The sequence below is a fragment of the Xanthomonas sp. NCPPB 3582 genome, assembly GCF_041475735.2.
Lineage (GTDB): Bacteria > Pseudomonadota > Gammaproteobacteria > Xanthomonadales > Xanthomonadaceae > Xanthomonas > Xanthomonas codiaei.
Genome location: NZ_CM192968.1, coordinates 2,488,956 through 2,508,483 on the forward strand (window position 1 = coordinate 2,488,956; position 19,528 = coordinate 2,508,483).

General features: G+C 65.0%; 20 protein-coding genes and 1 pseudogene. 13 read left to right on the forward strand and 8 right to left on the reverse strand.

All coding sequences use genetic code 11. From position 1 onward, the window contains the following. The first annotated feature begins 198 nt into the window (after positions 1 to 198). Positions 199 to 1,185 carry an RluA family pseudouridine synthase gene (locus ACCQ05_RS10585; protein WP_228964371.1) on the forward strand — a complete coding sequence of 329 codons (987 nt, stop codon included), beginning with the start codon at positions 199 to 201 and terminating at the stop codon, positions 1,183 to 1,185. Positions 1,186 to 1,315: 130 nt separating this feature from the next. Here the strand turns inward: ACCQ05_RS10585 and ACCQ05_RS10590 are convergent. The 4 genes from ACCQ05_RS10590 to ACCQ05_RS10605 all read right to left on the reverse strand — a co-directional run bounded on the left by ACCQ05_RS10590 (position 1,316) and on the right by ACCQ05_RS10605 (position 4,167). Then, a protein-coding gene (locus ACCQ05_RS10590; protein WP_372391008.1) for an IS5 family transposase occupies positions 1,316 to 2,070 on the reverse strand; the annotation gives its coding sequence in 2 pieces (ribosomal slippage) (positions 1,316 to 1,743 and positions 1,743 to 2,070; 756 coding nt in all). Between the two features lie 258 nt (positions 2,071 to 2,328). Then, positions 2,329 to 3,147 (reverse strand): zinc transporter ZupT, encoded by an 819-nt coding sequence (gene zupT / locus ACCQ05_RS10595; protein ID WP_104542731.1) that lies wholly within the window; start codon positions 3,145 to 3,147, stop codon positions 2,329 to 2,331. 238 nt (positions 3,148 to 3,385) lie between these two features. Continuing rightward, entirely contained in the window at positions 3,386 to 3,814 is a 429-nt protein-coding gene (locus ACCQ05_RS10600; RefSeq protein ID WP_228964372.1) for an energy transducer TonB, read from the reverse strand. Then, positions 3,811 to 4,167 (reverse strand): 4a-hydroxytetrahydrobiopterin dehydratase, encoded by a 357-nt coding sequence (locus ACCQ05_RS10605; RefSeq protein WP_104604852.1) that lies wholly within the window; start codon positions 4,165 to 4,167, stop codon positions 3,811 to 3,813. Before ACCQ05_RS10605 ends, ACCQ05_RS10600 begins: the two co-directional genes overlap by 4 nt. A gap of 88 nt (positions 4,168 to 4,255) precedes the next feature. Here ACCQ05_RS10605 and ACCQ05_RS10610 point away from each other — a divergent pair, with 88 nt between their 5' ends. The 3 genes from ACCQ05_RS10610 to ACCQ05_RS10620 all read left to right on the forward strand — a co-directional run bounded on the left by ACCQ05_RS10610 (position 4,256) and on the right by ACCQ05_RS10620 (position 7,433). Then, complete coding sequence (locus ACCQ05_RS10610; RefSeq protein WP_029219923.1) at positions 4,256 to 4,855, forward strand: NfuA family Fe-S biogenesis protein; 600 nt, start codon at positions 4,256 to 4,258, stop codon at positions 4,853 to 4,855. Between the two features lie 13 nt (positions 4,856 to 4,868). Continuing rightward, complete coding sequence (locus tag ACCQ05_RS10615; RefSeq protein WP_372393744.1) at positions 4,869 to 6,662, forward strand: transmembrane repetitive protein; 1,794 nt, start codon at positions 4,869 to 4,871, stop codon at positions 6,660 to 6,662. 120 nt (positions 6,663 to 6,782) lie between these two features. Continuing rightward, complete coding sequence (locus ACCQ05_RS10620) at positions 6,783 to 7,433, forward strand: TraX family protein (RefSeq protein ID WP_372393747.1); 651 nt, start codon at positions 6,783 to 6,785, stop codon at positions 7,431 to 7,433. Between the two features lie 269 nt (positions 7,434 to 7,702). On the opposite strand, the gene ACCQ05_RS10625 is transcribed toward ACCQ05_RS10620, so the two are convergent. The 4 genes from ACCQ05_RS10625 to ACCQ05_RS10640 all read right to left on the reverse strand — a co-directional run bounded on the left by ACCQ05_RS10625 (position 7,703) and on the right by ACCQ05_RS10640 (position 10,350). Continuing rightward, positions 7,703 to 8,407 carry a helix-turn-helix transcriptional regulator gene (locus ACCQ05_RS10625; RefSeq protein WP_372393749.1) on the reverse strand — a complete coding sequence of 235 codons (705 nt, stop codon included), beginning with the start codon at positions 8,405 to 8,407 and terminating at the stop codon, positions 7,703 to 7,705. 2 nt (positions 8,408 to 8,409) lie between these two features. Continuing rightward, positions 8,410 to 9,342: an NAD(P)-dependent alcohol dehydrogenase gene (locus ACCQ05_RS10630; RefSeq protein ID WP_372393751.1), complete on the reverse strand. Its 933-nt coding sequence runs from the start codon at positions 9,340 to 9,342 to the stop codon at positions 8,410 to 8,412. A 17-nt stretch (positions 9,343 to 9,359) separates the two neighbouring features. Beyond that, positions 9,360 to 9,683 (reverse strand): antibiotic biosynthesis monooxygenase family protein, encoded by a 324-nt coding sequence (locus tag ACCQ05_RS10635; protein WP_372393754.1) that lies wholly within the window; start codon positions 9,681 to 9,683, stop codon positions 9,360 to 9,362. A gap of 286 nt (positions 9,684 to 9,969) precedes the next feature. After that, a complete protein-coding gene (locus ACCQ05_RS10640; RefSeq protein WP_372393757.1) occupies positions 9,970 to 10,350 on the reverse strand; it encodes a putative quinol monooxygenase in 381 nt (126 codons plus the stop codon). A gap of 437 nt (positions 10,351 to 10,787) precedes the next feature. Between ACCQ05_RS10640 and ACCQ05_RS10645 the strand changes: the two genes are divergently transcribed. From ACCQ05_RS10645 to tssA, 9 genes and pseudogenes are all read left to right on the forward strand, one after another. After that, positions 10,788 to 11,519 carry a VC1465 family Xer recombination activation factor gene (locus ACCQ05_RS10645; protein ID WP_372393759.1) on the forward strand — a complete coding sequence of 244 codons (732 nt, stop codon included), beginning with the start codon at positions 10,788 to 10,790 and terminating at the stop codon, positions 11,517 to 11,519. Continuing rightward, positions 11,516 to 11,833, forward strand: coding sequence for a hypothetical protein (locus ACCQ05_RS10650; RefSeq protein ID WP_194271356.1), 318 nt, complete (start codon positions 11,516 to 11,518; stop codon positions 11,831 to 11,833). The genes ACCQ05_RS10645 and ACCQ05_RS10650 overlap by 4 nt, the downstream gene beginning before the upstream one ends. After that, entirely contained in the window at positions 11,830 to 12,054 is a 225-nt protein-coding gene (locus ACCQ05_RS10655) for a hypothetical protein (RefSeq protein ID WP_372393761.1), read from the forward strand. The genes ACCQ05_RS10650 and ACCQ05_RS10655 overlap by 4 nt, the downstream gene beginning before the upstream one ends. Before the next feature lie 299 nt (positions 12,055 to 12,353). Continuing rightward, positions 12,354 to 12,683: pseudogene (locus tag ACCQ05_RS10660) on the forward strand (helix-turn-helix transcriptional regulator); the annotation flags it as partial. Positions 12,684 to 13,225: 542 nt separating this feature from the next. Then, complete coding sequence (locus tag ACCQ05_RS10665) at positions 13,226 to 13,906, forward strand: response regulator (protein ID WP_228962346.1); 681 nt, start codon at positions 13,226 to 13,228, stop codon at positions 13,904 to 13,906. Next, positions 13,903 to 14,898 carry a cytochrome-c peroxidase gene (locus ACCQ05_RS10670; RefSeq protein ID WP_372360400.1) on the forward strand — a complete coding sequence of 332 codons (996 nt, stop codon included), beginning with the start codon at positions 13,903 to 13,905 and terminating at the stop codon, positions 14,896 to 14,898. Before ACCQ05_RS10665 ends, ACCQ05_RS10670 begins: the two co-directional genes overlap by 4 nt. Further along, positions 14,895 to 17,333 carry a two-component system VirA-like sensor kinase gene (locus ACCQ05_RS10675; protein WP_372393763.1) on the forward strand — a complete coding sequence of 813 codons (2,439 nt, stop codon included), beginning with the start codon at positions 14,895 to 14,897 and terminating at the stop codon, positions 17,331 to 17,333. The genes ACCQ05_RS10670 and ACCQ05_RS10675 overlap by 4 nt, the downstream gene beginning before the upstream one ends. 143 nt (positions 17,334 to 17,476) lie before the next feature. Further along, positions 17,477 to 18,475 carry a LysR family transcriptional regulator gene (locus ACCQ05_RS10680; protein ID WP_372393766.1) on the forward strand — a complete coding sequence of 333 codons (999 nt, stop codon included), beginning with the start codon at positions 17,477 to 17,479 and terminating at the stop codon, positions 18,473 to 18,475. Then, entirely contained in the window at positions 18,472 to 19,509 is a 1,038-nt protein-coding gene (gene tssA, locus ACCQ05_RS10685) for a type VI secretion system protein TssA (protein WP_372393768.1), read from the forward strand. The genes ACCQ05_RS10680 and tssA overlap by 4 nt, the downstream gene beginning before the upstream one ends. Positions 19,510 to 19,528 lie beyond the last annotated feature (19 nt).

Below are 19,528 nucleotides of genomic sequence, written 5' to 3' on the forward strand. Positions count from 1 at the left end.
CGCACGGGACATGTTCAACGCAACGGTCAAGACCGCTGGCGATGGCCGGGCAGGCCGGTGAGCCGCTAACATGGCCGCCCCGGGGGCGGTGGTCGCGCACTGTGCCGGAATCATCGGAAGTCAGGCTTCTGGCCAATCAACTTCCAACGAAATCAAACCCTTATCTCGCTTGCCGAGTGTAACAGAATAAACAGCCGGATGACCGACCCCCAGCCCCCCAAGCCGCCTGCCGACCGTGTGGGCGTGCGCATTCTCAAAGTCCCGGAAGACCGTGCCGGGCAGCGGCTGGACAATTTCCTGCTCGGCCAGCTCAAGGGGGCGCCGCGCAGCCTGATCTACAAGCTGGTGCGCAGCGGCCAGGTGCGCGTGAATGGCGGGCGCGCCAAGGCCGAACGCAAGCTGGAGGGTGGCGAAGAAGTGCGTATCCCGCCGGTGCGCGCGACCGAGGAAGGCGACAAGACTGCGCCACCGGCGGCGTTCCTGGCCCGGCTGGAAGCGGCGATCGTGTTCGAGGACGCGCGCCTGCTGGCGCTGAACAAGCCTTCGGGCGTGGCCAGCCATGGCGGCAGCGGGATCAGCTTCGGGGCGATCGAAACCCTGCGCGCGCTCCGCCCGAACCAGAGCCTGGAGCTGGTGCACCGGCTCGACCGCGATACCTCCGGCCTGTTGATCGTGGCCAAGAAACGCTCGGCGCTGACCGAATTGCAGGCACTGATGCGCGAGGACGACCGCGTCGAAGGCCGCGGCATCACCAAGCGCTACCTGACCCTGCTGGTCGGGCGCATGCCCGATGGGGTGATGACGGTCGATGCGCCCCTGCATATCGGCCTGCGCCAGGGCGGCGAGCGGCACGTGCAGGTCAATGCGATCGGCAAGCCCTCGCTGAGCCACTTCAAGTTGCTGGAGCGGCGCGGCGGGCATTCGTATTGCGAGGTCCGCATCGAGACCGGACGCACCCACCAGATCCGCGTGCATGCCCAGCATCTGGGCCACCCGGTGGCCGGTGACGACAAATACGGCGAGGCCGAGGTCAACAAGCGCCTGCGCGACCAGCTAGGCCTGAAGCGGCTGTTCCTCCATGCCGCATCGCTGGAGTTCGCACTCGACGCCGGCAAGACTCCTTACGTGCTCAACGCGCCGCTGGCGCCGGAGCTGGCCGAAGCGCTGGACCGCCTGGGGCGTTGACGCGGGCGCTGCGTGCGCCCGCGCGTCCAGTTCTGGGTGGTCTGCGGTGCAACGCCCCAGCTGACCATGCGTGCTGCTGACGCGACCATCGGCGCGGTATACCCAGCCCACGCAGCCCTAGGGAGTGTCATCAATTGAGCAAGATGACGGAGGCGATCCAGTAGATCGCTCCAAGGAAGTTGCAGGCGGTCTTGTCGTAGCGAGTCGCAATGGCGCGGTACTGCTTGAGTTTGGCAAAGAAGTTCTCAATCAGATGTCGATCCTTGTACAGCACCCGGTCGTAGTCGCGCTGCACCTTACGGGTCGGATGGGAGGGGATGACGATCTGCGTCCCCCGCCGCTGCATCGGTTCGATGACCCGTGCACTGGCATCGTAGGCTCGATCAGCGAGCAAGGCTCCCACCGACACGTGCGGCAACAAGACATCTGCACCTTCCAGATCCGACGCCTGGCCTGCGCTCAGATGAAACGCCACTGGATTGCCCAGCGCATCGACCACTGCGTGGATTTTGCTGCTCAGTCCTCCGCGACTACGTCCGACGGCTTGTGGCTCCCCCCTTTTGCCCCGGCGCTGTGCTGATGCGCCCGGACGATGGTGCTGTCGATCATTGCGTATTCGTTGTCGGCGTCTTCGGACAGCGCCTGGAACACCCGTTGCCAGACGCCGGCCCGACTCCAGCGGCTATGTCGCAGGTGGATCACGCGGAAATCACCGAAGCGCTCGGGCAGATCCCGCCAAGGGATGCCGGCTCGGTAGCGGTACAGCACCGCTTCGACAAAGAGCCGGTTGTCTTTGGCGGTGACACCGACGTATCCGACTCGGCCAGGAAGCAGATCGCGGATGCGATCCCATTGATCGTCTCGCAGAGCGTAGCGACGTGCCATTGCAGGAGAGGGCGAAAAAGGACAGCAAGCATCGCCTATTCGATCAATTGATGACACCCCCTAGCCGTGCTGACGGCAGCAGCCTGGTCAGTCGAAAGGCGTTGACGAGGCCGGCGGCCCGCCTGGTTGCATGCACGGCGCAACACGCTGCGCGTTACAAGGGACGACGATGCGGGTCGCCCGGCACAGCGGTAGTGCGCAGGTGCGTTGCGCGGCGTTTCGATCACCGACCGCCGTGCGCCGGTGAGGTGAAGCACCTCAAGGCGCCGCAAAACGGAACAACACCAGGCTGATGGCGAGAGTACCCATGCCCGAAACCAGGCCGTAGACGGTCTCATGGCCCTTGGCATAGCGCTTGGCGGCGGGCAGCAACTCGTCCAATGCCAGGAACACCATCACCCCGGAGATCAGCCCGAACACCGCGCCGAACACCGCATCGGACAGCACGTCCGCCAGCGCCAGGTAGCCGATGCCGGCTCCGATCGGTTCGGCCAGACCGCTCAACAGGCTGGCGCCGAATGCATAGAACTTGTTGCGTGTTGCGAAATACACCGGTACCGCGATGGCGATGCCTTCGGGGATATTGTGGATGGCGATGGCGAACGCCAGCGGCATGCCGACGGCCGGGCTTTCGAGAGTGGCGAAGAACGTCGCCAGGCCTTCGGGGAAATTGTGCGCGGTGATCGCGATCGCAGTCATCAGGCCCACGCGCCGGATGTAGGCGCGGTTGTCGTCGCGAAACTGCGGATCGTCGGTGGACAGGCTCTGGTGCGGGTTGGGCACCAGGCGGTCGATCAGCATGATCAGCACCATGCCGGCCAGAAAGGTCAGGGTGCCGAAGGTGAACCCCAGTTTGTCGTTGTAGGCGCTGGAAAACGCGGCGATCGACTTGTTGAGGATCTCGGACAACGACACGTACACCATCGCGCCGCCGGCAAAGGCCAGCCCGAATGCGAGCAGGCGCGGGTTGGGCTTTCTGGCGAACACCACCATGAGGCTGCCCAGGCCGGTGGCCAGGCCCGCGGCCAGGGTGACCGCCAGCGCGATCCAGACATTGTGTGACGACACCTCAAGCATGCGATGGGACGACCTCGTGAAATGGAGCCTTGTCCTGCGATGAATGCACCCGCGCACCCGCGCAGCGGCGCTGCAGGATGGCAATGCTGCAATGACGAGCGCGTGGTGCCGCCGCCGGCCCATCGCGTCGGGCCGCCGCCGATGTAAGCGGCGTAGTGTGCGCAGTGGTGCAGGGCGAAGACGGGCGCCTGGGCCCGCCTGCACACTGGAAAACCCGTTGCCGTTGCAATAGCGGTGCTCAACCGCCGCGTCGCGCCCGTTCTTCGATGGCGAAGCATTCGTCCGGCCGTGGGACCGGCGGCTTGAAGGCGACCGGCACCTGGATGGTTTGCGGCACCGCCTGCCCGTTGCGCGTGGCGGGCTTGAACTGCCATTCGCGCACACGCGTCAAGGCCGCCTCGTCGAGCACCGGCTGGCCGCTGCTCTGGGTCACCGACACATCGGTGGGCTTGCCCTCGGTGCCGATCACCACGCGCAGGACGCTGGTGCCGCCGACGCCGGCGCAGGCCAGCTCGGGGGCGTATTCGGGCGGCGGGGTCTTCAGCGCGGCCAGCTCGGTGGGGGCCACGGTGGGCGCCGCCGGCTGTTGCGCGGACTGGCCGCAGCCGGTCAGGCCGGTCACCAGGGCCAGGGCCAGGCCGGCGAGGGCGGCGCGGGACATACTCATGCAGTGACTCCCTGATCGTAGAGTTGCGCGGCCTTCGCGGCGCAGATGAAGTCGTTCTCGCTCAAGCCGCCCACGTCGTGGGTGGAATAGCGCACCACGACCCGGTCGTAATGCACGCCCAGGTCCGGATGGTGGTCTTCGCGGTGGGCGATCCAGGCCAGCGCATTCACGAAGGCCAGGGTGCGGTAGTAGTCGGCAAACCGAAACGTGCGGGTGATCGCGGTACCGGCCTCGGCCAGCTCCCAGCCGGGCACCTGCGGCAGCAGTTCGGCCAGGCGCGCTTCGCCCAGTTTGTGGTCGCTGCCCTTGCGTGGGAGGCAGTGGGCCTGCTCCAGGGGGATCAGATCGGTCATGGCGGTCTCGCAGGGATGGGCGGACGGCGCCTCGCCAGGATCACGGTGTTCCATGAGCGAGGGCGCATTGAGCGCTAGAATAACCCGCATGATCCAGATATCCGACAAAGCCCAGACCTATTTCCGCAAGCTCATCGAACGCGAGGGCGTGCCCGGCATGGGCGTACGCCTGAGCGCGGTGGACCCGGGGACCCCGCGTGCCGATGCCAGGCTCGAGTTCGCAGAGCCGGCCGATCTCAACGGCGACGAGTGGGCGATCGACTGCGATGGCTTCACCTTGTATGTGGTCGCCGCCAGCGTGCCGTGGGTGGATGGTGCCGAGATCGACTACGTCACCCAGTCCACCGGCAACCAGCAGCTGACCATCAAGGCGCCCAAGATCAAGGGCGAGGCGCCGGCCGAATCGGCGTCGATGGTGGAGCGCGTGCGCTGGGTGGTGGAGAACGAGGTCAACCCGCAACTCGCCTCGCACGGTGGTCGCGTTGCCGTACAGGAAGTCTCCGCCGACGGCGTGGTGCTGCTGCGCTTCGGCGGTGGTTGCCATGGCTGTGGCATGGCCGATGTCACGCTCAAGCAGGGTATCGAGAAGACCTTGATGGGGCGCGTGCCCGGAGTGACCGCGGTTCGCGACGCGACCGATCACGCCACCGGCGACGCCCCGTACATTCCGCGCGACAGCGCGGCCTGATTCCGCACCACCGGTGACAACGGCTGCCGATCTGCTGCAGGCACTGCGCGCGCGCATGCCGGGCAAGCTCATTCTGGATCGGCGCACCGGGCTGCCGTATGGCTGGGCGATCTGGATGCGCAGCCGTGGCGATACCGCGGCGCCATTCAACGATGACCATGTAATGGATGTGCTGCTGGCGCGTCCACCGGCTGCACATGGCGCCGGTGCTACCAGGTTGCTGACGCCGTTCCAGGCGTTCCGCAGCCTGTGGTGGCAGCACTGGGAGCCACGCCCACGCGATCAGCGCACGCAGCACTGGCTGGCCATGCTCGGTAGCGTGCTGATCCACATCGGCTTCATCGCCTTGCTGATCTGGGTGGTCGCCGTGCGCTGGGCCCCGGAGGACACCACCCAAGGCGAGGAGTCGCGGGTGCGGATGACGTTCATCGGCGATGGCGCGGCCGAGCAGGGGGGCGGGCAAGGGGAGCCGTCCTCAGCCTCGCCGCCTGCTGCCGGCGAGGCTGCCACGGCGCAGAACGCCAGCGCAGCAAGCGGGAACCCTGCCGAGGCGACGACGCCACCTTCGGTGCCGCCGCAGGCAACCGAACCCACTGAGTCCGCCAGCACGGCGCAAACGACGGATACCGCCCCCGAACCGGCGGTCGCTGCTGCCAGCGAACCGGTGGCGCCCGAGGTGCCGCAAGTGACGGTGCAGGTGCCACCGGTCACGATCGAATCGCCGTTGCAGGTGACCGAAACACCGATTGCCACCACCGACTTCGTGGTGCCGCCACCTCCGAGCATCACCGTGGCGCCACGTCCCGTGGCGCCGTCGGCACCGCAGATCGAGGTGCGTCAGCGCGATATCCAGACCGTGACCGAGCGACCGGCGCTGCGCGAGCTGCAGCGCCCCGCGCCTGCAGTGGCGGTGCGCGCGGCAACGGCGCCGGCGGTACGCGAGCGCGAGATCGTGGTGCCCGACCAGCCCCAGCTCACAGCGCCCGTGATCCGGCCCCGCGAGCTCACGCCCAGCGTGCGCATGCCGGAGGTTGCGGTGCGTGCCACCGAATTGCCCAGCGTGCCGGAACCAACTCCGGTACCCCCCGCGCCGCCAGCGCAACCGGCGGCGGCCAAGCCGGCGACCTCGTCGGCGACGGCCAGCACGCCGGCTGCGCAGCCTTCGCCAGCTACTTCGGCAACACCAACGGCGCAGGCCAAGCCAGCCACACCCGCGCAGGCCGACAAGGCGGCAGCCTCTTCCGCTGCCACGCCTGCTTCCAGCAACAACGCCGGTCCGCAAGCGGCCGACCGTAGTGGCGGTTGGGATGTCGCGGCCAATGCCGACGACTGGAGCAAATCCGACCGCAACCGGCGCGGCGACACCAGCGGCGCGAACGGCCAACGCGATGGTGTTTTCAACAGCGACGGCAGCGTGCGGGTGGCTGGTGCCGGCGATGCCGGCAGCGGCGCGGGCGATCGTGGGCCGCCGGGTAGCGAGACCGACACTTGGACCCGCGACCAGATCGCCCAGGGCGGCACCTGGCTCAAGCGCCCGCCATACGGCTATACGCCGACCTTGCTGGACAAGTACTGGATGCCCAACCAGTCGCTGTTGCAGGAATGGGTGCGCCGCGGACTGAAGAAGATCGAGATCCCGATTCCGGGCACCACCACCAAGATCAGCTGCGTGGTGTCGCTGCTGCAGTTTGGCGGCGGCTGCGGTCTCAGCGACCCCAACCTCAACGACCAACCGGCCACCGCCAGGCCGCCGCCGGATGTACCGTTCAAGCGCGAGTTGCAGAAAGACAATGGAGCGGTGCGGTGATGGCAAGCGAGGTCGGTGCTTGATGAAGACGCAACCGCCGCAGCGGGGTAGGGATGGGCGGTCATGCCGCCAGCGGTCAGGCGCAGGCCAATGCCTGTCAGGCATCGACCAGAGAGCGCCTTGACCAGCGGCGGCCGCGAGTTGTTGAAATGGTTGGCTGCCGTTTTCATGACCGGCGACCATGCCTTGAAGATTCTCTGGCTAGGCTATGTGCCGGGCGTTGCCGAGCTGGGGCGGGTGGCTTTTCCGCTGTTTGCACTGGTCCTTGCCTATAACCTGGCGCAGCCCAGTGCCGACATCGAAAAATCGGTGAAACGCCTGTTTGTCTGGGGCGCGATCGCAACGCCGGTCGCGGCAGTCGCATTTCAGCGGGTCTTTCCGCTCAATGTGCTGCTGGCATTTGCACTGGCAGCCGTATGCATTCTGGCAATCGAGCGCCGTCGCTGGATCGTTCTGGCACCGTGCGCACTGCTTGCGCCAGCAGCGGTCGATTACCAGTGGAGCGGGCTGGCCATCGTGCTCGGCGGATGGTTGTTCTGGCGCAACCCATGGCGCTGGCAATCTCCCAAATGGATATCCGCCTGCGTACTGATCGGCCTGCCTGTATTGACACTGTGTTTCGTCAAAGACAACTTCTGGGCATTGATGGCGTTGCCGCTGCTGGGGCTTGCGGCACTACCGATTCCGGTGCGACGCACGCGCACTGCGTTCTACGCCTACTACATAGGACACCTGGTAGTGCTGATTGCGCTGTCCTACGCAGTGATCTGAAAGCACTCGGCTCACCATTGGCTGTGTCTGGATTTTGCAGCTCGCTCACGAACCGATCGTTGCGGCACAGCACGCGCGGACTGTCCACGCCGCGCGGCGGGCTGCGGGGACGTCGAGCGCAGTCGCCGCGACCGATACGGCTTACCGCATCATCCGATCGCGTTGATCGGACCTTCCTTAAAGCGTCGTGGAACGAGCGCGGTATTTCGCATGTCGAATGAGCTCATTCAGCAACCGGCATAGGGCGGCATCTTCAGTCCGGTGAGGCTTCAACACGTCATTCCATGACTATTACAGGGCAGCACTTCGCTAGCGTGCCAGTCCTTGACCAGCTGCCGGCGGTTTCCCGGATAGCGTTCATCCAGAATACGCGCGCTTGCGATGTCGCTCATGCCGATGAGGCGGAACTGGCTGTCCTGCTCACACCAAGCAGCAATGGAGCGGGTGCCATCGACCAGGCCCAGCATGATTGGCCAGATCCGTTGTTCGTCGGTGGGTGCGTGTGCGATCGACAAGGTGATGCTGAGGATGCGCTGCTCGCGAAGCGCTCTGCGGATCTCGCTCAGATTCAACGGCGCGGTAACATAGGAAGGATGACCCACGTATACCGCATCGTCGTCGAGCATCGGACGCATGTCCGCAGGCAGGACTGCATTGATTTTGGCCAGGGCATTGGCCACAGCCAGTGTTAGCGGCACATCCGCCTGACGACTGACCCACTGGGCACCGATCACCAGCGCCTGGATTTCCTCTTCGGTGAACGACAGTGGTGGCAGCAGCGATCCAGGGCGCAGCAGGTAGCCAACACCTGCTTCGCCGGCGATATCGGCGCCCATATCCTGCAACGTGGCAATGTCGCGTCGGATCGTGCGCAAAGAGACGCCGAGTTCGCGCGCGAGAGCTCCGCCCGACACCGTCCTGCGGTGTCGGCGAAGCGTTTGCATCAGATCGAACAGTCGATGCGTTCGGGCCATGCTCATTCCATCGCGACGACGCCCTTGCCACCGAGCTTGCGGCCTTGCTCAAGCTCGCTGATCAAGCCGATGGCATCACTCAACGCGACGGTTTCTCCTATGGGAAGTTTGAACCTGTTTTCCAACGCGGCACCTGCAAGCTTTTCCAAAATCTCAGGACGCGGCGTGCAGATGATAGGCTTCAGGCGGCGGTCGAACACGGCTCGGATGAACTTGCCAGGGCCGGGATTCAGGTCCAGGTAGCTCCCTCCTTGGCGCAGCAAAGCCACGCCCTCCGCAACGCGCATGCTGGCTGCGGTGTCGTAGACCACGTCGAAGCGCGCAGCAAGCGACGACAGCGCCGTCGCGCGGTAGTCGTACACGTGCTGCATGCCGAGTGACCGCATACGTTTCATGTCCCGCGCACTGCAGGTGCCGGAGACGGTGGCACCGTGCAGGCGGGCAATCTGCACCGCGGCTTCACCCACCGCTCCGGCGCATCCGTTGATGAAGACATGCTGACCGGGCTGCAGTTTCGCCTTGTCGATCAACCCATTCCAGGCGGTAACGCCGGGTGTTCCGAGACAGGCGGCATCGTCGAACGCAAGACGCGCCGGTTTGTGCGCCAAAAACCGTTCCTTAGTGATCACCGCCTGGGCTAGTGCGCCGGTCTGTTTGAAGCGGGCAAGGCCGAACACGGCATCGCCTACCTTGAAGCGGGTGACCCCGGCACCGACGGCAGTGACCACACCCGCAAAGTCCATGCCCATCCCGCGTGGAAACACCCTGCCGGTGATCATCTTCATTTGCCCGGCGCGTAGCTTCCAGTCGATCGGATTGAGCGCGGCGAATTTGGTCTGTACGGCGACTTCGTCGTCGGATGGCGCGGGCAATCGAAAATCCTCGAGCCGCATTGTTTCTGGGCCGCCATAACGGTGGTACTGAATGCGTTTCATGAGTTGGCTCGCTGACGTCAGGCGGTACACAGGTTCGCAATCGCGACCTTGGTAAACAGGTGAGGGCGTTCCACAAGCGATGCCGGATGCGCCTTCAGCTTTTCTTGAAATTCCGACGAACGAAACGCCTGCTTCCAGGCATCGACGCTGTCGAACACCGCATAGTTGAGGTATGTGGGATGCTTGCCAAGCGCGCGATGCAGCTGGGTGGAGATGTATCCAGGCTGGTGCTTCATGAAGAGGGCATCTGCGGACCAGGCCCGCAAAAATGCAGCCTCGGCGTCTGTATCCACCTGGCGCGCCAGCGGAAAAGTCGGGTCAAGAGGTTCGAAGCGGGACATGGTGCAACTCCTTCGGATGCAGCGACGGGTGTCTAACAGCGCTTTACAACGCTGCATTGCTTGCCCAGTCATCCTAGGAGGCAGTGGTGCCAGTTTCTGTCACCAGTCGGACGGCTTGCCTTCCATCCTGAGTACTGCCATGGCAGCTCCGCGATGTGTTCAGCCGGCACGTCGAGTGATCACCCCAGTGCGGGTAGGGGTAGGTTCCAGGTTCAGTCACCTGGCCATGCGAACGATTTTCCTCCGAGCACCGTAGGCTGGGTTTCGATAATGAATGAGCCCACCGCTAGTTCCCCTTTGCGCTGAGCTGGACAGGTACGGTCTCGATCAGCGTGCGCGACAGAATCATCGGCTGTGTTGCCTGCACGTATTTTCTGAAATGGGGGGATTGGATATGGGCGCGATACGCCTGCTCGCTGGCGTAGATTTCAAAGAAACGCAGGCGGTTAGGGGCGCCTTTTTCCGCTACCGAATAGATGGCCAGCACCCCGGGCTCTACACGGACGGACTCCTCCATTTCTTGCTTGACGGCTGCCGTGTAGGCATCGAGTTGGTCAGGAGCGATCACCAGTTCGGCGATGCGCACGACCGTCGTGGCCTGCGCATGCAGGCTGCCTGCAGCGACGGTGGCGCACATCATACTGGCAGCAATGATCCAGGATTTCATGGGCATACTTCCTCAGGTGTCCAGGTACTTCGGCAGTTCATCGACCAACGCATCGATCGCTAGGCGGGAGCACAGCGGCAGGTAGGGGGCAGCCGGCCGCACCGCGTAGCAATCCATAGTCGCAGTGGGCCTGGTTCCCCAGACTTCGACCAGTTCGCCATATCAAGCCGTACGGCAGCCAGGCGAACCCCGTGGCCGCTACGGCAGTATCGGCAATTAGCTGTTCGCGCATGTAGAACCCAAGAAGGTCAATTTCGCCGGATGGGATGCAGATTTAGGTCCCGAGAAAGGCTCATTGCAGGATGGGATACAGATTTAGTGGCCAAAAGGTACGTATCAGGGTCAAAAAGGATACAGATTTAGGGTATCCGGACAGCGCAGCAGCAAACGAGCGCAACCAGCACGCAGATGATTTTACATAATATACATTATGCGAAATGGAAGACGGGGTCACGCGCCACCCCAACCGGCAGCTGTTGCGCCGGCTCGACCGCGCCAAGCGCTTTCAGGATGACCGCTATCGGCTCCGGCTGACCCACCTCACCTTGGGCAAGCTACTAGACGTCAGCGTGCGTACGGTCCAGAACTGGGAGTCCGGCAAGACCCGGATCCCGCATTCGGCGTTCAAACTGGTGCGCCTGTTGGCCAGCGCCAAGCACCTCGATGGCCCGGCCTGGAAGGGTTTCCACGTTCGTGGCGATACGCTCATCAGCCCCGAGGGCCATATGTTTCCGGCGGCTGACCTCGCTTGGTGGTCACTGTTGTTCCGGCAAGCCGAGGCGTTCCGCACGCTCTCGCGCCAGAAGCGCCAGGCCGAACGCGCACACGCTACGGCAGGCTCGGTTGCTGGCGCTTGCGCCAGCCCCGAGCCCGGCGAGCTCGTGGCCGTTGCCAAGTCGCTCCTGAAGCAAGTACGATCGGCACCATCTAGCCTCCCCGGTCGCAAGACCAGCAGTGAGGCTCCCGAGGGGTCCTGCAGAAGGCGACCCTACGAGGCATCACCTCGGGACACCGGAAAGAACACAAAAGAGCTGCAAGCAGCTGCCGGTGTGGGTCCAACTAAGGCACGTCAACACCCAGGCAATAGGGGGGGTTGGGGGGGCCTTAGCTTGACCCCTGAAGACCGCCCGAAATCAGCCACCCCCCGCCGTAAGGGGGTGTGCAAGTGAGCCCGGTTCTCACCCTCTCCCGCACCGCTCGCGCTGCCTCCTGGCAGTGGCGCCGCACCGGCTATGCCGCCCCAGACGATTGCCGATTCATTGGTCGGCAGGCACTACTCCGATACGCCAACGAAGCCTTTAGGGCTGCGCTCGCTGCAGTGGAGCCTGACGATGGCTCACCGTTTATCGATGAAATCGGTGCGCCATGGGCCGACGCTGAGGTCTTCTACAACGCGTTGCTGGAGCATCTGGCCACGCGCATCCAAGAGCACGCTCGCGGCAAGGGCCACCAGTACATCGGGGTGCAGGAGTGCGTCCGATGAGCGACTACGCCCACGACATCTCCGCCTACCAGGGCACCCTGGCCGCGTTCTACAAGATGCTCGACCAGCTCGATGAGTGGTGGACCCACGAGCAGCAACAGGGACCTGTCAGCTTGCGGCGGCGTATCGCCGTGCGCGGCATGCGTGGCGACCTCGTCAGCAACATCGACGGCATCGAGAAGCTCATCCAGACCGCTTCACGGCAGAGGCCATGCCGATGATCAGGTCGACCGAACAGGCAGGCCCGCCCTGCCCCCTGGCAGCGTCCCCAGGCGCTGCCAGTGAGCACCGGGTGCCTGGGGTGCAGGGGTGGAACCCCTGCGGCTATGGCGCATGGATGCGCCGCCTTTTGCCGGTCCGGACCCGGCCTCTTGGTCTCTCAGGTCCGGACATAACATCTCACGCAGATCGCTTTTCCTGCCAATTAAAATGGAAGGAATTGCCGGTTGAGATAATCCATGATAATAATCGCTGCACAGGGGTGATTAACTATGTCGATTAACTCGGCACGCTATACATTATGCGAATTGGTCAGGCGCTTGGCGCCATCCATGCTGATGCCTCCCGCGGATGGACCGTGAACGAGCTTGACCATCGCGCAGGCATGTCGCGGTCCGCGTTTGCGACACAGTGCGCCGAGATGACAGGCGAGCCGCCCATGCGCTACATCGCACGCTGGAGGTTGACCGTTGCCGACGAGCTGCTTCGCTCCGGCGGTATCAGCGTGCGGGACGCCGCACGACGCGCCGGCTATCACTCCGAACCCGGCTTCAGCCGTGCATTCAGGGCGCTGTTTGGGCATGTACCCAATGCGGCCAACCCTCAGGAACGCACGCTCCCTGAGGATTGATGCGGCCATGTTATTGGGGGGCGTGGTTGGCCGTGGTGTAAGAATCATGGCCAGGCTTTTTGTATCAGGTAGATCTTTTGCGATCGGATGATGCATCCATTAGTCGTAAGCAAGCTGATGCGACATGTACCGCCATTCTTGGATAATGGTTGCGCTCGCTATGCCATATAAGGCCCTGCTGTGATTGACGTTTTTCAAGCGCGTCTGCGGGCTTCTTCATCCCACCAGTGATGCAATATTTCATGCGCTGAATAGCATTGCCATTGGCGTGACCGCGTAGTGGAAATGCATGAAGCATCTTGTGTAAGAATGCCGGCCGCTCGACGACATGGCATTGCACACCGCGTACGCGCGAGGGCCTTGCATGCAGTCGAATCGTTCATCCCCATGCTGTCGATGATCGGGATGTGTTCGCGGATGTTGCACGCGCCGGGATCGACATCGTCATGAAAGTGCAATCCAGTTCCCCTGCCCTGCGTGCGGAGCGCGCCCAACCTGCTGCAAGAAGCACCACGGTACTTGTGGTGGACGACGATCAGGCGATGGCCCAGGTGGTCATGAGCCATGTGCGGTCGCACGGCATGGAAGCATTCGTGGCGACCAGCAGCAGCGAAGTCGCTGAAGCCCTGCAGCGGCGCGAGCCGGATATCCTGCTGCTGGATCTGATGCTCAAGCACGAGGACGGCCTGGACCTGTTGCGTGCCTTGCGCAAGGAGTCTGATGTGCCGGTGATCATCATGACCGGGCACCGTCGCGACGAGATCGACCGCGTGGTTGGCCTGGAGCTGGGCGCCGACGACTATCTGCCCAAGCCGTTCGGGCTGCATGAGCTGACCGCGCGCATTCGCGCCGTGCTGCGTCGGCATACCGCCACCAAGGTGGCGGTGGCACGTGGTGCGGGCGAAGGCCGGGTGCGCTTCGATGCATGGGAGTTCGATCTGCAGGCACGCACGGTGGGCCGTGTAGATACACCGGCGATCCCACTGACAAAAGGCGAATACGCGCTGCTGCGCGCCTTTGTCGATGCGCCTGGGCGGCCGTTGAGCCGCGAGCATCTGATGCGGGCCACCCGATTGCACGAGGATGTGTTCGACCGCAGCGTCGATGTGCAGATCCTGCGGCTGCGCCGCAAGCTGGAACTGGACCCACGCGACCCGAAGCTGATCGTCACGCAGCGCGGTGCCGGATATGTGTTCACGCCGTCGGTGGAGTACGCGCGTTGACTCAACGGCGTGGCCCCAGCCCTCCGCGATGGCGTGACCAGCGCAATTTTGCGGCTGTCTCGCTGCCGGTTGCTGTCGGCACAGTGCTGTTGTTGGCAGGCTCGCTGCTGCCACGGTCCGGCCTGGGGGCGCCGGCGCCGGCCGGGGATGGCGAACCCATCCATCGTGTCCAGGTGCCTGCAGGGCTGGATGCGAAGAAGGTCGCGTTGGGCGCATTGCTGTTCGGCGACCGCAGGCTCTCCGGGGATAGGCGTCTGGCCTGTACGTCGTGCCACGACATGTCCAGCAACGGCGCGGCCGCCGATGCGATGACGCGCAAACCCGGACGCGCTGCGCCGGCGTTCAATACGCCCACCGTCTTCAATGCCGCGGCCAACTTCCGCATTGGCTGGCGCGGCAGCTTCCGCAGCCTGGAAGCGCAGACGGCATCGCTGCTGGAGAACCCCAGCGTCATGCAGGCAGACATCGCGACGGTGGTAGCGCGGTTGCAGCAGGATCCGGTGGTCAGCCAGCGCTTCCGTGAGGCCTATGGCCGGCCGCCGGATCGGGCCGCACTGCTCGACGCCATCGCCAGCTTCGAACGTTCGCTGCTCACCCCGGGCAGTCGCTTCGATCTGTGGCTACAGGGCGACCGCGGTGCATTGACGGCCCAGGAGGTGCGTGGGTATCGCGCCTTCAAGGCGACCGGATGCATCTCCTGTCACCAGGGCGCCAATGTAGGAGGCAACCTGTTCCAGCGTAGCGGTATCTTCGCGCCGGCAACGCAGGATGGCACGCCGGTGCTGCGCGTTCCCAGCTTGCGCAATGTTGCCACCACCGCGCCCTACTTCCACGACGGCAGCGCAGCGACGCTGCCCGAGGCCATCAAGGCAATGGGCACCGCACAACTCGGCGTGACCCTGGAGGCGGCGGAGGTGGCGGATATTGCCGCGTTCCTGCAGACCCTGACCGGTACCTACCAGGGCCGCCCAGTGACGACGCCCGATCGGTGAAATGGGCGGCGATCCTCAGCGCGCTGTTATTGGCAGGGCTGATCTTTTTCAGCCTGTTCATGGGCTCGCTCGACCGCGATACGCGGCGTTATGGACACGCGCTGGATGCGCTGGACGCACTGGAGCTGGCCGATACCGGTATTGACTACGATGTACTGAAAGCACGCGTCGGCCTGCTGCGCGATTACGACTCGCTGGTGGCTGGCGATCTGCGTGCACGCGCCACGCTGCAACACCTGCGGCACCTGGCCAGCGAGGAGCCGCCGCTGCTGCAGGCGATTGACGACCTGGAGTCGAGCTACGAGGCCAAGTCGTTGCAGCTGGAGGTGTTCAAGTCGCAGAATTCGCTGCTGTCCAATTCGCTGGCGTATTTCTGGAGCGAAAGCAGCGCCCAGATCCTGCAGGGCGGCGATTCCAGCGCCGGCCGTGCCGCCAGCCTGCTGACCAGCGCCGTGCATCGCCTTAGCCTGGATACCACCAGCGATGCCGTCGCGCAGGCACGCCGGCACCTGGACGAGGCGGCACGGCGCGACCGACGCGCCCGGCTGCTCCCGCACGGACGCATGCTGTTGAAGCTGCTGCCCGAGACCGACGCCACCATTCGCGGCATGCGTCCGATTTCCTCGCTGGCAGCGTACGTGCGCACCAAGCGCTATCTGCAACAGCGCCAGGCCGTGTTGCAGACTGCCGCACGCCAGGTGCGCATCGTGTTGTTTGCACTGGCAATCGTCATGCTGGTTGCGTTGGTCTACCTGGGCAAGCTGCTGCGACATCGCGCGCGCGTGTTGCGCCGCCGTGCGGAGTTCGATCGGCTGATGGTGGCGGTGTCGCGCGGGCTGGTGGCCAACGATCGCCGGCGCCTGGACGGGGAAATCGAGTCTGGGTTGGCGCGGCTGGCCCGCTGGATGCAACTGCCAAGCGCCCGGCTTGCCCTGGTGCCGGCCGGTGGCGTTGCACGCATCTGGCCGGACCCGCAGGACGAGACGTTCCGGACCATCGTTGCCGCGGTGGCGACCTCCGAGCCTGAGGCGGCCAGCGCGCTGGTGGTGGATGCCGACGGCTCCATCCATGCGCTGCGCGAGCCCGGGCGTGCATGCGGGGCACAGTGGCTGTGCCTGCGAAAACATGCAGAAACCGGTACGCGCGCCCTGCTCTGCTTTGGTCTTCCGGTGACGCCCAGGCGGCGGGATCCGGGCGTGAGCACCTTGGTGGACTATCTGCCGCAGCTGCATATCGCGCTGGATACCTTGTTCGATGCGCTGGAGCGACGCCGCTTCGAAGACGAGGCGCAAGCCCTGGAGCACCGCCTGGAGCTGGCGCGGCGGATGGAAACCATCGGGACAATGGCAAGCGGCATCTCGCACAACTTCAACAACATCGTCGGTGCGATCCGCGGTAACGCCGAGATCGCGATCGCCAAGCTGGATAGGCAGTCGCCCGCATTGGAACATCTGCTGGAGATCAGCAACACCACAGCGCACGCCTACGAACTCATCGAATCCATCCTGAGCTTCGGCCGGGTGCAGAACTACCACACGCAGCCGGTCGAACTGAACGCCCTGCTGCAAGGGGCAGTGTCGCTGCTGTCGGTGTCGCTGCCGTCGACGGTGACGATCGAGCTGCGGCAGGAGGCGACGCCCTTGCAGGCCCTGGGCAATCCGGCGCAACTGCAGCAGGTGATCCTGAACCTGGCTACCAATGCCGCGCAGGCCATGGACATGCGCGGGACGATCGTCATCCAGCTGTCCGCAGCGAACGACGAGCGCGCCGATGGCATGGCCCGGCGCATCGCTCGATTGCGCGTGAGCGACCAGGGCACCGGCATTCCGCCCGGGCAGCTGGATCGGATCTTCGATCTGTTCTTCACCACCCGCAGCGGTGGCACCGGGCTCGGATTGGCAACCGTCAAGAAGATTGTCGACAACCATGATGGACGAATCGGCGTGGACAGCGTGCTGGGCGACGGCACCACGTTCGTGGTGGAGCTGCCGCTGTGCAGCGTGGACGAAGCCGCCACCCAGGGCGCAGCCCTGCAGGCCGTGCGAGGACGCCATGCGAGCTGGCTGCTGCTATGCGACTCGCCGGATGAGCTCGAACGTCTGGAGGAAATGCTGGCCGCGTTGGGACATGAGCCGGTGGGTGTGCTGGAAGCGGGCGCTGCCGTCACCGCCGTGGCCGACGATCTGTTGCGCTTCGATGGGGTGCTGGTCAAACGCGACCGCGTTGGCGATGCGGAAGCGGCCATCGTGGCCCTGCATGCGGCAGCACCCGAGCTGCCGCTGGTGCTGGCCACGCGCGCTAGCGCCCTGTCCGCCCGTGAAGCACTGGCCGGTGCCATCGTCGAGATCATCGCACCGCCGTTCGAGCTGGATGTGCTCGCCATCGCGCTGGAGCACGCACTCGTACGCAGCGACGGCAAACGCAACGCCGGATGAAGGCAACCGGCGATCGTGACCGGTCATGTGACAAATGAAACATAGTCGGCGCGGTTCGACACCGGAACGTAGCGCCAGCTGCCTAGCGTGTAGACACCCAGGCACTGCAGGCCGCCTGGATTCCTCTACGAGCGATCCACGCCATGAATATCCGACCAAGCGATTTGCCTCTGCTGGTGTCACTCGACGCCCTGCTCGAACTGAAGAACGTCACCCATGCCGCGCAGCGGCTGCATATGAGCCAACCTGCCCTGTCCTCGCAACTGGCGCGCTTGCGCGTGCTGTTCAAGGACCCGCTGCTGATGCCGTCAGATACCGGCCGCGGCATGGTGGCCACGCCCCGCGCGGACCAGCTGGCATCGCCACTGCGCGAGGCCATCGGAAAGCTGAGCCTGCTTGGCAAGGACAGCAGTTTCGATCCGGCACATTCGGCAGCCACCTTCCGGATTGCCGGCACGGCCGACGCGATCAGCACGCTGGGCGCCGGCCTGGCGGGGCTGGTCCAGGCCCAGGGCAACCCGAAGGTTCGCCTGGAGTTTGTGCAGGTGAACGCGGAAGCGGCCCTGGATGCGTTCGAGAGCGGCGAGCTGGACTTGCTGATCGATCATGCGCAGGCCGTCCCCGGCGCGCTGCGTCTGCGCCGCCTGCGCGACGAGCGCTATGTGCTGGTGCAACGCCGTGGCCATCCGCGCGGGACGGCCGCACCGAGCGCGGCGAGTTACGGCCGTTTGTCTCACGTGCAGGTGGCGCCGGCCCACGCCTGCAACGCGGCCATCGATGCGCAACTGCAGCTGCTGGGACAGGCGCCCCGGCAGATTGCGGTGACCGTGTCGCACTGCGCGACCGCACGCGACATCGTGCTGGGCACCGACATGGTTGCCACGCTGCCGGCAACGCTGGCAGCAGAGAGCGGGCATGCGCCGCTGGACTGCTTCGAACTGCCCTTCCCGCTGCCGGACATGGCACTGGCGATGGCCTGGCACCGGCGCAGCGATGGCCACGGCGCGCATCGCTGGCTGCGCGAGCGTGTGCTCGAGCTGATCGCGGTGGACACGCCGGTAGCGCAGGCCACATCCACTGTGAACCGGCGCAGGGCCGACCGTGGCGATCTTGCCTTGTCCACCTCGTGCGCCGCGCCATGAGGCAGATCGACATCGAACCGCTGTTGCAGCCGGTGGACGCCCAGGCGCCGTCTGGCCCGAACCTGGAATACACGCCCGAGTTCCAGGCACTGGAAGACCTTGCCCGCCCGCGCCAGGAACGCGCATTGGGAACCAGCCTGCTGGTGCCCGAGGCGCCGGAATGGCGCCAGGTGGCCGAGCGCGCGGAGCAGTTGCTGCTGCGCTCCAAGGATTTGCGCCTGGGCATCCTGCTCAGCACCGCGCGCCTGCACCAGGAGGGGTTGGTGGGCTGGGCCGGCGCTGTCGCCCTGCTCCGGCAATTGCTGGAGCGATTCTGGGATGACGTCCACCCGCACCTTGACACCGACGAGGACAATGACCCCACCGAGCGTGTCAACGCCATCGCGGCGCTGGCCGATGGTGAGCGCATGCTGGCGCAGCTGCGCAACACGCGCCTGTTCAAGGGCCTGCACCCGGGACATTTTTCGCTGCGCGAACTGCGCATTGCGCAGGGCACGCTCAAGCTCGGTGCCGACGAAGTGACCGAAACGCCGAAGCCCGCAGCCATCGATGCCTGCCTGCGCGACTGTGCGCTGGACGCGTTACTGGGCCTGGATGCGGCATTGGCAACTGCGCAGGACGACATCGCCGCGATCGCCGGCGTGTTTGCCGAGCGCACGCCGGGAGCTGGCCCCGACTTTGCGCCGCTGGCGCAGGATCTGGGCGAGCTGCGCGCGTTCCTGCGACCGTACGTGTCGGAGCGGTCGACATCGACGGCCGACGCCACCACAGCTAGGGCCGCGAATGTCGACAGCGCCACGGCCCCCGCGCCGCGCGCGCAATTGCAGGCCGTCGAGCATCCGGACGATGTACGCCGCATGCTCGACCAACTCTGCGATTACTACGCGCGGCGCGAGCCCTCCAGCCCGGTGCCGTTGCTGCTGCGGCGAGCGCAGCGCCTGGTCGGCCTGGACTTTGCCGCGTTGCTGCGTGACCTGGCGCCCAGAGGCATCGACGAGTTGCAGGTGGTGTCGGGCCAGGACCACGCCGACTAGCCTCCGCAGCCGGCCTGCA